Below are 13773 nucleotides of genomic sequence, written 5' to 3'. Positions count from 1 at the left end.
TTTAAAAGGGACCCTTACCAGGTACCCAGCTTGTCCCCGCAAGCGGCACGCCAGCCATGGCGGCAGCTTCGATCGAAAGAGCGCAGAGATCCTCAGGCTCGAGATTGTGCAGGTGATTTTTGCCGCAGGCACGGGCAATCGTCTGTGCCTCAAGCGTCATGACTTTGAGATAATTCGCCAGACGGCGACCAGCCGCGATCGGATCGACGCGCTTCATCAGCTCGACGTCCTGCGTGGTGATGCCGGCTGGGTCCTTGCCCTCGTGCCAATCGTCGTAGGCACCGGCAGTGGTGCCAAGCTTCTGGTATTCTTCCTCCCAACGCGGGTCGTTGTCGCCGAGTGCGATAAGTGCCGCGGTACCGACCGATACTGCATCGGCACCGAGCGCCAGCGCTTTGGCCACATCAGCACCATTGCGTATGCCACCGGAGACGATGAGCTGAACCTTGCGGTGCATGCCGAGATCCTGCAGCGCCTTCACTGCCGGACGGATACAAGCAAGCGTCGGCTGTCCGACATGCTCGATGAACACTTCCTGGGTCGCAGCCGTGCCACCCTGCATGCCGTCGAGCACGACGACGTCAGCACCAGCCTTTACTGCAAGCGCGGTGTCGTAGTAGGGGCGTGCGCCGCCAACCTTGACGTAGATCGGCTTTTCCCAGTCGGTGATTTCACGGATTTCGAGGATCTTGATCTCGAGATCGTCCGGACCGGTCCAGTCGGGGTGACGGCAGGCCGAGCGCTGGTCGATGCCCTTGGGCAGCGTGCGCATCTCGGCGACGCGGTCGGAGATCTTCTGGCCCAAAAGCATGCCGCCGCCGCCTGGCTTTGCGCCCTGGCCGACAACGATTTCGATGGCGTCGGCGCGGCGCAGGTCACGCGGGTTCATGCCGTAGCGCGACGGCAGGTACTGGTAGACCAGCTGCTTGGAATGGCCGCGCTCTTCCTCGGTCATGCCGCCGTCGCCGGTGGTGGTCGAGGTGCCGGACAGCGTTGCGCCGCGGCCAAGGGCTTCCTTGGCCGGGCCCGACAGCGAGCCGAAGCTCATGCCGGCGACCGTGATCGGGATCTTCAGCTCGATCGGCTTCTTGGCGAAACGGGTGCCCAGCACGACAGTGGTGTCGCACTTTTCGCGGTAGCCTTCGAGCGGATAGCGCGAGATCGAGGCGCCGAGGAACAGCAGGTCGTCGAAATGCGGGACCTTGCGCTTCGCACCGGAGCCGCGAATGTCGTAGATGCCGGTCGCTGCGGCGCGACGGATTTCGGACATCGCGTATTCATCGAACGTGGCCGACTTACGTGGCGTCGTCGGAGGATTGTGATAGCTCATTTTGTTCCTCAGTAAGCGTCGGCGTTGTCGATGTTGAAGTTGTAGAGCGTGCGCGCCGAACCGTAGCGCGAGAACTCTTCCGGCTTGACGTCGGTGATACCGGCGCGATCAAGCAGGTCCTTCAGGATGGCGATGTGCTCGGGGCGCATTTCCTTCTTGATGCAGTCGGCACCGAGGCTCTTCACCGACCCGCGCACGAACAGGCGGGCCTCATAGATCGAGTCGCCCAGCGCATCGCCGGCATCGCCGAGGACGACGAGGTTGCCCGACTGGGCCATAAAGGCCGACATGTGGCCGATGTTGCCACGGACAACGATGTTGATGCCCTTCATCGAGATGCCGCAGCGCGACGAGGCGTTGCCTTCGATGACAAGCAGGCCGCCGCGGCCGGTGGCGCCGGCGTACTGGCTGGCGTCGCCCTTCACGACAATCGTGCCCGACATCATGTTTTCACCAACGCCGGGGCCGGCGGAACCGTGCACGGTGATCGTGCTGTTCTGGTTCATACCGCCGCAATAGTAGCCAACGGAGCCCTGCACATCGATCGAGATCGCGTGTTCGGCGCCGACGGCAACGGCATGGCTGCCCTTGGGGTTGAGAACCTCCCAGTTCGATTCACCGGCGGCATCCTTCACATTATGAAGGGCCTGGTTGAACTCGCGCAAAGTGATCTTGGACAGATCGAAGGTCTTCGGCGCGTAGTTGGCCTGGTGCAGAGGCGCGGTCGCAAGATTTGTTGAATGCATAATCTCAGTGCTCCCAGAAATAGACGGTGGACGGCTCGGGCTCCCAGACCTTGGCGTCTTCGATGCCAGGCAGATTGGCGAGGGCGCGATACTCGGAGCCGAAGGCGACGTACTGGTCGGTCTCGGCCATGACGGCGGGCTTGCAGGAGATCGGGTCGCGGACGACGCCGAAGCCGTTCTTGGTTCCGACCACGAAGGTGAAGAAGCCGTCGAGGTCGTTCAGGCTGCTTTCCAGCGCCTCACCGAGGTTCTGGCCATGCGCGATCTTCGAGGACAGGTAGGCGGCGGCGACTTCGGTGTCGTTCTCGGTCTCGAAGCGCATGCCGTCGCGGATCAGCTCGCGGCGCAGGTTGTTGTGGTTCGACAGCGAGCCATTGTGCACCAGGCACTGGTCGGGGCCGGTCGAGAAAGGATGCGCGCCGAGCGTGGTGACGGCGGATTCGGTGGCCATGCGGGTATGGCCGATGCCATGGCTGCCGCTCATCTTGGTGACGTCGAAGCGCTTTACCACTTCGACCGGCAGGCCGACTTCCTTATAGATTTCGATCGCCTCGCCAGCGCCCATGACACGGACGTTGGGGCGCAGTTCGGCAAGTGCCGCGCGGGCTTCCGCGACCTTTTCGGTCGGCACGTCCAGCACCGCATGGGTGGACTTCACCGTCGATGAAACCTTGGCACCGATCTTCTTGCCGAGTTCGGCGTCGAGACCCTTGAAATCCGCGTCCGGGTTAGCCGACTGGATGGTGACCTTGGCATGACCCTTGGTGCCACCGCCGTAAATGGCGATGCCCGCGCTATCGGGGCCACGATCGGTCATGGTTACGAGCATTTCGGACAGCAGTGCGCCCAATTGGGGCTCCAGCGACTTGTCCTTCAAAAAGAGTCCTACAATTCCGCACATCCCGGTTTCCTCACCTGATTGGCTGCCTGTGACAAAAGCTAGCAGGTTCCGGACGCCAATTCAACTGTGATGAATTTTTTATTCCTGTAGAAAAACAACGAGCGGCTGACAAAGGGCTTACAGCCAACGCTGGCTCACCCGGCCGCGGCACTCTGCTTCAACCTTGCTGCGAGTGGATGACGGGACACTCAAGAGATGGAGTTGCGCGCAGCTCCGCCCGATGATGCCAACTGATCTGATCCCCGGAAACTGGATCGTTCAGAATTGGAGTTTTCCGCTGTAGTTTTCCGGCTGAGAGAGGAGCGGAGAGCTTTCGAAGTTTTCGAACGCACAGAAGGCGTTCATTTTGAAGCAGGGAGCGGACGGAATTCCGGTGGCGGAGATCTGTCGCCGCGCCGGGATCAGCCAGGCAACCTACTTCAACTGGAAAGAGAAATATGACGGGCTGCTGCCGACGCAGATGAAGCGACGGAAGCAGCTTGAGAACGAGAACGTCAAGCTCAGGAAGCTGGTCGCCGACCTGTCGCTGGACAAGGAGATGCTGCAGGACGTGATCCGCCGAAAACTGTGAGGCCTGGTCGCAAACGCGAGTTGGTGGCGGATTACCTGTACTGAGTGGAACGTGTCGATCCGGAGAGCTTGTCGGGTTCGGGAGTTCGACACCTCGACCTATCACTACCAGTCCCGTAGCCGCGATCAGGCCGGCATCGATGCTCGGAGCAAAGACATCTGTACGACGCGGGGGCGCGTGAAGGCGAAGCTACGAGACGATCGTTAGCCGGCCGTCGAGCCCAACGACGTGCGGGCCATGGACTTCGTTCACGACCAACTCGCTACGGGCAATAAAATCCGTGACCTGACGGTCGTCGATACGTAGGGCTGCCTAATCAAGACTTTCGTACGCATCTGCCCGCAGCTGTCAGCAACTCATGATAGAACCATTTAAGTAGGCACCGCTTGAGTTGAAAAGCATACTCGATCAATATTAGTCTCCAGCTGCCTTCATTTGGTTCCCCATGTGAGCAGCGGCGGAAGGCTTGCGGACGACGTAAAGATCCTGGTGTTCCCACCAACCGGCAGGTTCGTAGGTTAGGTACTCAGCACCGGATAGTTGTGCGATTTGCCCATCAACAAATTCCTTTGACGTGACCGTCTGGCCGTATTTTGCAGCTTCGAGATCGCCTTGCTCACTGCTCTGATCAAACCAGAATCCCGTGCCATCCAGCATCGCCTGAGGGAAATACTGCATGCTGGTCGTGCCGTGGGTCGTGAAGAGGAGGATGCCCCCGGGTTGGAGCCCGGCATAAAGCCGCTGGAGCCATCGTCCCCAAGTCGACCGAGGCATATGTGAAAAGAAGGACAGCGCAAAAATAACGTCATATTCCGTTGGCAGCAACAGCTCCTCCGGCACATGCGTCGACTGTACTGACTGGACCCCAAACACGCTGGAGAGAAAGTCGTTGGCTTGTGCGTCAACGTTCGAACTGTGGAGTATGTGCGGCACCAGTGCCGCCACGGCATGCCTGGTCACCGCGCCGAAGCCCGCAGCGAACTCCAGAATCGTCAGCGGAACTCCGGCAGGCACCCACTCGTCAACGATCCTGCGCACCTTGGCAGCAGATCGCGCACCATCCTTGAAGTAGTAGTCGATCGCCTCGTTCTTTGTAGGGAAGCCCGGATGATCGTGGAGAAAGCGGAAAGTGTGATCTTTCCCATGTACCTCCGGTGGCACGTTCAGCGCCCGAGATACGTCCTCGCATGTAGCGCGCAACTCGGCAGGCCACGTATGATCGACAAAGGGAGTTCCCGTCTCCTCCTGTGAGTGGGCAAATGGCTTCGTGGCCAAGTACACTTCGGTAAAGTCCCCAATAATGCCATGGCGGTGATCGTGGAAGCGCACCACCTGCACGTCCATTCCAGACCATTTGTGGATCAGTTCGGCGAGATCGTAGCCATAATGGAAAGTTACCAGCGATCCCGCATCGCTGATGGGGTTGCCGTGATACTCGGGTTCAGCATAGTGGTCGATAGTGCCGTCGGGCCCATACAGCGCTCGCCGCTCGCTTGTTACTCGTTCCTTATAGGTTGGGGCAGTGAAGAGAAAGACGCCTCCAGGCTTAAGAGTTCGCGCGACCTCGCACAATACGTCAGCGGGTTGGTTCACGTGTTCCATCACGTCTTGCGTAACGACCAGATCGAAGCTTTCGTCGGCGAATGTCTGAAGTTCCAGATTTTCGTTGCGGAAACCATTGATTTGTTTCCCGAGCGGCTTGTCCGGGAAGAATTGCGACGCCACGTAGCCAGCGCAATCCCGCTGCAACTTCGGGGAAATTCTGCGGAGACCGGGCGAAGATTCATGAATTGCGAGCGTGCGCCAATTCGGAAAGTGGCGTGACAGCACCAACGCCAGTGCCCGCTCACGCGGAATGGACCCACATTGCGCACAGTTCAGGTGGTCACGATACCAGTCGTATTGTGCCACGAAATTGGTAGCTGCCTCACAGATAGAGCAATAGCCGGCGCGGCTATAAACCGGAGAGCGTTGATTCATTAGGCGTTTCTCGTTACTGTTTTGCTGGTCATGCCGGACACAGCGCGAAGGTCAAGCAATCAAGGAGCTCTGACAACGGCCATCGACATTGACCTCTTCATGGGGCGCCCTTGGCCCTACCAGAAACATCCGACAACTCCGGATTCAAATCAAAGCGCGGATGCTTGCTCGTCGCCAACCCGAACTGCTCGTAGAGCCGCTGTGCGTATCGCTCTGATGCAAGTTTGGCCGACGCTCCGAGTTGGAACCGTCGGGTGGTGTCGCGCTGTACCTGCACGATCTCGCGTAGCTGCCCGAGGTTGAAATTGCCCACAGTGACGCTTCCCTGGTGCCGTCGGTGCGAATTGCGCGACTTGGGCGAGAAGGCTACAGCGCCACTTTCAAGCAGGCGCAGATAGGCCACCCAATCGCCCGCATGCCGGAACGATGCGATCTCGTCACCATGTGCGGCGAGCATCGTCTGTAGAGCATCCCGCCGGAAAAGCACCGCGCTGACATTCGGTATGGTGTTTTTGACGTGGAGGGACCGAGCTATCTCCTCACGGCCCTCGGTAACGTAGGGCTTGGTCCAGCGTTCGACGTCGATGTCGGCGACATAGTCGAGGTAGTCCTCGCTCAGAACCTTGCCTCCGCCGTCCATCTGACGCGACTGGCAGTAGCTCATGACCACGTCCGCCCGTGCAAATGCGGGCAGCAGTTCGGAGAGGAATTCCGGATCAGCAAGATCATCTGCCTCGGCGATCCATACGAAATCGCCGCGTGCCATTTCGACACCTCGCTGCCACTGGCGAAACACAGAGCCAGAATTCTCCCGGTTGACGATCAGCGTTGAGGGAATGGGGCAATCCGCAAGGAACTCGTCAATCGCCGCAACACTGGCATCGGTCGAGGCGTCATCGAGGACGATCAGTTCATACGGAACCACCGTCTGTGCCGCAATCGAGGCGAGGCGTTTGCTGATGTAGCGGGCGTAGTTGTAATTCGGTACGACAACCGAGACCCGCAGCAGCGGGCTACCCGCGAATGCCATCAGGTCATCCAGGTAGTGGCGGAAGCTAAATTCGCGTTCGACTATGGCTCTGCCATTGCGCCCGAGCTCCGCCGCGCGTTGCGGCTCGTTGAGCAGTTTTGCGATATCCGCAGCCATCGCGTCAGTATCGAAGGGCGGAACGAGGTGACCGCAACCACGCACGAGTAGGTCGGTGAAGCCGCCAGCACCGTCGAACGCCACCACTGGTATCTCGACATCAAGCGCCTCGAGTACAACTGAGGGGAACGGGTCTTCACGCGAGGTCAGAGCGTAGACGTCGGCGGCGGCATAATATTCCTGGGGCTTTTCGACCAGTCCGGTGAACGCGAACCGGTTGGCCAGCCCTGCAGACCGGATTCGCTTCATCTGCGTGTCCATGAGCTGGCGCTCCACATTGCCAACCCAGACAGCACATGCCCGTCGGTCACTTGCCATCAGGACCATGCAGGCGTCGACGAAGAGATCGAAACCCTTTCGGTTATCGCCGTAGCCAACGCCGAGTACGATAGAAGCGTCGGGAGCAAAGTTGAGCTTCTCACGCACCGTGCGGCGGGCTGTGTCCACATGAGCTGATCGGCGGAATGGAGTACGTTGGTATAGCCCCTGCGGCCGGATCACGGCCTGCTCAACCGGCTTGCCAACGAACCGGTTGAACCCATCCTGCACCTGACGGGCGGCAAAGACCACCTTGTCTGCATGTCCGGCGATAGCGCGAGCATGGTTCAGCAGCTTGTAGCTGTTCAGGATCCCCGGCAATTCATGCACGAGTGCAACCGTGCGGAATCCCGCACGCTTAAGCAGTGGAACCAGCAGGCCCGAAACGGTGGTATTGGCAATTGCGACTTCCGCGCCATTCTCGCGCAATTGCTCTAGTCGCCTGACCACTTCCGCTTCGGAGTGACTGTTCAGATCGATGCGGTGAACCTTTGCCACCTCCGCAAAGCGAGCCAGTAACGGACCATCGCCGAGTACGATCATGTCGGTGTCGAAACCGAGCTCGCCAAAGGTGCGCGCCATGTGTAACGCAAGGTATTGTGCCCCATGTGGATGCGCATCGTGTGATACCACAACAACCCGCGGCCTGCCGGCGGCGGGACCGGTCGTTGGGCCTTCCAACGCGTCGCGCGTGGCCTGCAGCCAAGCATAGCCATAACGGGCATCGGGCTCGAGATGGGCTCCTTCTGCCCACTCGTTCCAAGCATTGACGAAGATCAGCCGCTGGTCTGGGCGGGCGAAGCGCTTCTTGGTGTCTTTGATGGCATCGGCCAACCAACCGCGATACAGCTCGGGGGTGTTGTTGATAAAGGCTGTGCCAGCATTCTTGCGCCGTGCCGTATTATCCCAGCCGGGGCAGACGGTGCGGTACAACGAATAGCCAGGGTCGCCGTAAGATTCGCTGCGCTCCTTGAAAACACGCCAATCGTAGACCTTCATTGAGAACTCTGCATGCAGTGGCGTAACTGCTTGAGTCATGTCCGGCGGGTGTGACCGATTTGGTGGGAATTCGATCGCCGCGTCAAAGCCATATACGCTCGGGTCTACCTGCTCGAACGACTGCGTGTAAGCGAGATGGATATCGCCGATGCCATTTTCGGCGCACCATTTACGCCAACGTTGCGCGGTTTGTTTTGCTGACGGTAACTCGCTCGGACGATAGACCAATAGCAGAGGCTTGCCATCGACACGGATGTACCTTGGATCGCGCAGATAAGGCGCAACCTCGGCGATGAAAGCAATATCGTCTTCTGGCGAGTGTTTCTGGTCGATGAGAATTTCTGCGTCTAGCCCGTCCCAGCGACGCGTCCAGTTTTCGTTTGCCCAGCAAAGGCAGAACGGCAGGTCCAGACTCTTGTCGTTCAGCCAATTCTCGACGGGCTTCTCCAGCAACCTCTTGCTGCCGAACCAGTAGAAATAGAAGCAGAACCCTTCAACACCATAGAGCTTGGCCAATTCGATCTGCCTGCGCTGCACAGCAGTATCCAGGAGATTGTAGTAGCCAAGTTCCCCCGGCACGTGGGGCTGATAGTGACCTTTGAACTGGGGCTCGGCAGCGCGTACGTTCGTCCACTCGGTGAAGCCTTCCCCCCACCACTGATCGTTCTCGGGAATGGCGTGAAACTGCGGGAGGTAAAAGGCAATGACGCGCGCGGGCTTTGTCACGGGGGTGGCGGCCGTCAACAACGGCACCGGAACAACGGGCGCATCTTCCAACTCAACCAGTGCATTGGGTCGCCTGCCTTCAGCCCGTCCCTTCGAGACATAATGAACAAAGGGGTTCACCCCACGTGCCACGACGTCCGGATAGTTCTCGAGATAATAGGAGGTCGAGAAAGTGGATGTCGGATCGCGTCCCTCCCGCCAGCCGGTCCGAAGATAGTGCAGGAAGGGATCGACGCCCGCAGCGGCAACGTCAGGGTTCTGGCGGATGTAATAGGCGGCGTCGAACTGCCGCTTTGTCCGACGGCGACGCCAGAACTCTGACATCCTCCGCAGCAAAGAACGTCGCCGACGCTTGTCGGGTTGCGCGATAGTTGCGACTGATTGCAGCGTCGGTATCGCAACATTCTCACCATCTGCTTGCGTGTTTCCGACGCGCCATTGCTCCAGTGCAGCTCGTAATCCTCCCGCCTGTCTCTCAGCCCTGTCCAGTTGGAATTTCAACGTGGCGATTTCGCCTTCCGAGGTGCTAATGCGTTTGTTCAGTTCCTCAATCGTACTGTGCAAACTGCCTAGATAGGCGCCGCTAAACAGAAGGCTACTGGCAACGTCCGGCAACTCACCCATCGACGCAACGGCCACGAAATAGTGGGGCGAAGGTAATCCAGAATAATGGCCGTAGGCCAGCCCGTCGGGACTGTCGAGCCCCTCAATCTGCGTACGCGTAGGCGTTTCTGCGATGATGACCGAGCCGTCGATGGAACGCTGCTCGAACAGCACAACATTTGCGAACTTCAACTGCAGCGCCGAGCGGAACTCCTCCCGGTCAAGTTCGCGCGCGTGGAACGGATTGCTGTGTTGGTTCTCCTCGGAATAGATCGGGCGGTTCGGAGACGAAATAATCAGCAAGCCGCCTGGCCGCAGGACGCGCGCGACCTCGGCGAGAAACTTTTCGTGGTCGGAAAAGTGCTCGATGGTCTCGAAGCTCGTGACGATGTCGACGCTCTCGGCTGGCAGCGGAATGGCGGTTGCATCGCCGATTTCGAACCGCAAGCGTGATGATGCGTACTGTCCTTGTGCATAGCGGATCGTTTCGCCATCTATGTCGACGCCGACCACCGAACCTGCAATTTGCGCCAGAAGATGGCAGCCATAGCCTTCGCCGCATGCAATATCGAGTACGCTACGGTCACGGCAATATGGAGCCGCAAAAAGATAGCGATGATAGTGCTCATGCTGGATTGGCCCGGCCAGGCCTGTCACGTAGCGTTCACCAGTGAACTGAAACTTCTTTTCTGGGTTGGGAAACGCAAACTGGCCAAGCAAATTGGACACAGCGTGGTCGTTATCGTCCATAGGCAACTCTCGCGGGCTAGCCATTCACATCTGCTGCGGCAAAGCCAAAGCTGCAGTGTGTTCAGCTGACATCATTCCCAATAATGCAGTCACTAAACCCTCGATTCAGGAATCGGCCCTAGCTATCGAAAGGGTGAGGAAGTGCGCATGCCAGACGTCGGAAGCCATGTAAAGCTCCGAGGTTGCTTGCATGAACCTATTCCCCAGGTTGGTAAGATCAATCTGCGCAACCTACAGTAATGCGACGATCGTCGCCTCGGACGAAATATTGTCCCTAGAAGCTGGGAAAACTTTGGCCGTCACGTCCTGGGCTAGGCTCGTCGGTGCACGTCGCTATGCCGCGTTCCTTGTCGATAGTGCCGCGGGATTGTGCCCTTTCTGCGATAGTCATTATGGCGGAGCCTCGGGCGAAATCGCCAGCCACTTGTAGAATAAAGCCGTGTGACCTTTCCTCAGCGGGGCTAGTACTCGTCTCACGCGTCGAACATAGCAGCCGGCACCCTCACCAAGTCGCCGCTTGGTTGCTGCATCTTTTGTTGAAAACGGCGCGGCCGTCCCCGGCCCAGCCAAATGCAGCTGGCTTGTGCCGACAGCAGTTGAGATTGCATGGCTTTTCGACTAGCCAATTTAGACAAGCCTCGGCTGAACCTTTGAGTCGCAGATGACAAAACAAGAATCCATAGCTATGAACGATCTCAAGCGCATGTATCAGCGCTACCAGTCAGAGATCGAACGTGAGGTCATTGGTACGCTACGGACTGGCTGGTGGCTAAACGGTGCCATGGGCAAGAGATTTGCTGCCAATTTTGCTCGGTTCATCGGCGTCAGTGATTGCGTTCTTGTTGCCAACGGAACCGACGCTCTCGAACTTGCCTTGGCAGCTGTTGCCAATTTGACACCGGCACACGGCCGCGAGGTGGTCTTGGTCGCCAATGCCGGGGGCTATGCGAGTTGTGCCTGCTGGCACAATGGTCTCGTGCCGCATTTCGTTGACATCGAGCTCTCCAGTCAACTCATGAGTGTTCCATCTGCGGTTGCAGCAGTCAGCGAGAACACCGCGGCGATTGTCGTCACCCACCTTTATGGCGGTGCAGTCGATGTTCGCGCCATTCGACACGGCCTAGCCAAGGCCGGCTTTTCGCATATCCCGATCATCGAGGATTGTGCCCAATCGCACGGCGCTCGTATCAACGGTGAAATGACCGGTTCGCTCGGCGACGTCGCAACGTTCAGCTTCTATCCGACCAAGAATCTCGGAGCCATGGGTGACGGCGGCGCGCTGGTCACGGCCGATGCAGCGATTGCCGGGCATGTTCGACAGTTGCAGCAATATGGCTGGAGTTCAAAGTATCATGTCGGCGTGCCGAACGGCCGCAATTCCCGGATGGACGAGGTTCAGGCCGCGTTGCTGGACGTCTTGTTACCACAGCTCGACGAGCGCAACCAACGTCGTTGCGAAATCCTCAATCAATACAGATCAGCGGCGCAGCAGCGGCTACAATTCATCCATAGCGGCGTCGGCGAAGTCGCTCACCTTGCTGTCGCCCTTTGCGACGGACGTGACACGTTCCGTGCTTTCATGAAAGAGCGTGGCATTGAAACCGACATCCATTACCCCGTTCTAGATTGCGACCAAACCGGCTGGGCCCAGTTGCCAATGAAGGGGGTGGCCAACCTCTCTGTTTCACGAGCCAGTGTAGGTCGCCTGTGTTCTGTCCCATGTTATCCCGAGATGACCGCGGATGAAGTCACACACGTATGCTCCGCCATAGAAGAGTGGGAGACGCTGTGACAACTCGATCGATCGTCTTCCCGATCTATCGCAACCAAGAGAACATTCCGTCGCTCTTGGAGGCAGTTTCCGGCTTTGATGCGCTGTATCAGGGGGACATACAGTTCATTTTCGTTGTCGATGGTTCGCCGGACGAATCCGGTCCGCTGCTGGTCGCAGCGTTGAAGCCCTCTCGCTACGACTACAAGATCGTCTTTCACAGCCGGAATTTCGGATCGTTCACAGCGATCAGAACCGGGCTTGAACATGCCTCGGGCACCTATGTCGCTGCCATGGCCGCCGACCTGCAGGAACCGCCGGAGCTAATCGTCGAGTTCTTTTCGATTCTGGAGCGGGATGGCGCGGATGTCGTATTCGGCCAGCGGACCGGCCGCAACGACCCGCTCCTGAACCGTTTCCTGTCTAGAACCTTCTGGGGTGCCTATCGCCGCCTAGTCCTACCCAGTATGCCGAGCGGCGGCGTTGATATCTTTGCATGCAACCGCCAAGTCCTCTCGGCGATCCTGTCGATCGAAGAACCGAATAGCTCCCTGGTCGTGCAGTTATTCTGGGTCGGCTTCAGGCGTGAGTTCGTGCCCTATACGCGTCGCGAGCGCGAGCACGGAAAGAGTGCATGGGGTATCGGACGCAGGTTCAGATACATGATGGACAGCATCCTTTCATTCACCGACCTCCCCATTGTGCTGACGCTTTGGGCGGGCGTGATTGGCTGCTTGTTAAGCCTGCTGTTTGCGGGAGTCACCGTGATTGCGCGCCTGTTCGGCCATATCGATCCTGCCGGCTACACATCGCTGGTGCTGCTCATTACCGGCTTCGGCTCGGCGAGTCTGGCCGTTCAAGGCATTCTCGGCTGCTATCTCTGGCGGACGGTAGAAAATACCAAGACGCGGCCGCTCAGAATCATCAGCCGCGTCGTCGACGGGAAATCGAAATGACCGACAAGGCCTTCTTCGTTCATGAGCGCGGCATTTGCGAAAGCTCGCAGATCGGCCAGGGAACGCGTATCTGGGCCTTTGCTCATGTGCTTGCGGGCGCTACGATCGGTTCGAACTGCAATATCTGCGATCATGTCTTCATCGAAAACGATGTGGTCGTAGGCAACGACGTGACTATCAAGAGCGGAGTTCAGCTCTGGGACGGCGTCCGCGTCGGCGACCGGGTATTTGTTGGCCCGAACGCCACATTCACCAACGACCGGTTCCCGCGCTCGAAGCAATATCCTGACACTTTTCTGCTGACCACAGTTGAAGAAGGCGCGTCCATCGGCGCCAATGCCACTATCCTGCCCGGCATCACCATCGGCAGGCAGGCGATGATCGGCGCTGGCGCAGTCGTCACCAAGAACGTCCCGGCCAATGCAGTCGTGGTTGGGAACCCAGCCGTCATCGTAGGCTACCAGACCGGTCCGCAGGTCGAGCCGATGGTAACTCAGACGATGCCCGGCCGCGTCGGAGACAGGCTTGCGCTCGATGTCGGCGGCTGCGAGCTTTGGCGGCTGCCGCATTTCGGCGATCTGCGTGGCGAACTGGCGCCGCTTGAGTTTGGCTCGAACCTGCCCTTCACGCCACTCAGGTCCTTCCTCGTATATGGCGTGCCTTCGGACAAGGTTCGCGGCGAACACGCCCACCGCGAATGTCATCAATTCCTCATTGCGGCCCATGGCCGGCTGTCGGTCGTTGTCGATGATGGCAAGAACCGCAAGGAAGTGTCGCTGACCGAGCCGTCGATCGGGCTTTACATGCCGCCCGGCGTCTGGGGTATTCAGTACAAGTTTCTGGCTGACACCACCCTTTTGGTCATGGCCTCGCACACCTATGACGCCAGCGACTACATCAGGGATTACTCGCAATTCCTGCAGACGACACAGCATAATGGCAGGGGATAGGCTAACCGGTGACGCAGTCCGCTTC

General features: G+C 58.7%; 8 protein-coding genes and 1 pseudogene. 4 read left to right on the top strand and 5 right to left on the bottom strand.

Features of this window, described 5'->3' with window-relative positions:
• Window position 1: 1 nt before the first annotated feature.
• From J1C56_RS15730 to J1C56_RS15720, 3 genes are read right to left on the bottom strand one after another with little or no spacing between them, the layout of a single operon-like run.
• Window positions 2–1330: an FMN-binding glutamate synthase family protein gene (locus J1C56_RS15730; RefSeq protein ID WP_184773602.1), complete on the bottom strand. Its 1329-nt coding sequence runs from the start codon at window positions 1328–1330 to the stop codon at window positions 2–4.
• An 8-nt stretch (window positions 1331–1338) separates the two neighbouring features.
• Entirely contained in the window at window positions 1339–2076 is a 738-nt protein-coding gene (locus tag J1C56_RS15725) for a GltB/FmdC/FwdC-like GXGXG domain-containing protein (RefSeq protein WP_214391000.1), read from the bottom strand.
• 4 nt (window positions 2077–2080) lie between these two features.
• Window positions 2081–2977 (bottom strand): class II glutamine amidotransferase, encoded by an 897-nt coding sequence (locus tag J1C56_RS15720; protein WP_115734724.1) that lies wholly within the window; start codon window positions 2975–2977, stop codon window positions 2081–2083.
• A 313-nt stretch (window positions 2978–3290) separates the two neighbouring features.
• Here J1C56_RS15720 and J1C56_RS32925 point away from each other — a divergent pair.
• Window positions 3291–3851 (top strand): annotated as a pseudogene (locus tag J1C56_RS32925) (transposase); the annotation flags it as partial.
• Window positions 3852–3962: 111 nt separating this feature from the next.
• On the opposite strand, the gene J1C56_RS15710 reads toward J1C56_RS32925, so the two are convergent.
• Window positions 3963–5528, bottom strand: coding sequence for a methyltransferase domain-containing protein (locus J1C56_RS15710; RefSeq protein ID WP_214390998.1), 1566 nt, complete (start codon window positions 5526–5528; stop codon window positions 3963–3965).
• A gap of 97 nt (window positions 5529–5625) precedes the next feature.
• Window positions 5626–10071, bottom strand: coding sequence for a glycoside hydrolase family 99-like domain-containing protein (locus J1C56_RS15705; protein ID WP_214390997.1), 4446 nt, complete (start codon window positions 10069–10071; stop codon window positions 5626–5628).
• Window positions 10072–10756: 685 nt separating this feature from the next.
• On the opposite strand from J1C56_RS15705, the gene J1C56_RS15700 reads away from it, so the two are divergent.
• Genes J1C56_RS15700 through J1C56_RS15690 form a run of 3 tightly spaced genes read left to right on the top strand, consistent with a single transcriptional unit; the run spans window position 10757 to window position 13748 of the window.
• Window positions 10757–11863 carry a DegT/DnrJ/EryC1/StrS family aminotransferase gene (locus tag J1C56_RS15700; protein ID WP_214390996.1) on the top strand — a complete coding sequence of 369 codons (1107 nt, stop codon included), beginning with the start codon at window positions 10757–10759 and terminating at the stop codon, window positions 11861–11863.
• On the top strand, window positions 11860–12798 hold the full coding sequence (locus J1C56_RS15695) for a glycosyltransferase family 2 protein (protein ID WP_214390995.1): 939 nt from the start codon (window positions 11860–11862) through the stop codon (window positions 12796–12798). Before J1C56_RS15700 ends, J1C56_RS15695 begins: the two co-directional genes overlap by 4 nt.
• Window positions 12795–13748 carry a WxcM-like domain-containing protein gene (locus tag J1C56_RS15690; protein WP_214390994.1) on the top strand — a complete coding sequence of 318 codons (954 nt, stop codon included), beginning with the start codon at window positions 12795–12797 and terminating at the stop codon, window positions 13746–13748. Before J1C56_RS15695 ends, J1C56_RS15690 begins: the two co-directional genes overlap by 4 nt.
• Window positions 13749–13773 lie beyond the last annotated feature (25 nt).

The sequence above is a fragment of the Aminobacter anthyllidis genome (assembly GCF_018555685.1).
In the GTDB taxonomy this organism is placed as follows: Bacteria; Pseudomonadota; Alphaproteobacteria; order Rhizobiales; family Rhizobiaceae; genus Aminobacter; species Aminobacter anthyllidis.
Note: the sequence above shows the minus strand (reverse complement) of the source record. Positions and strands in the feature narration are given on the sequence as shown.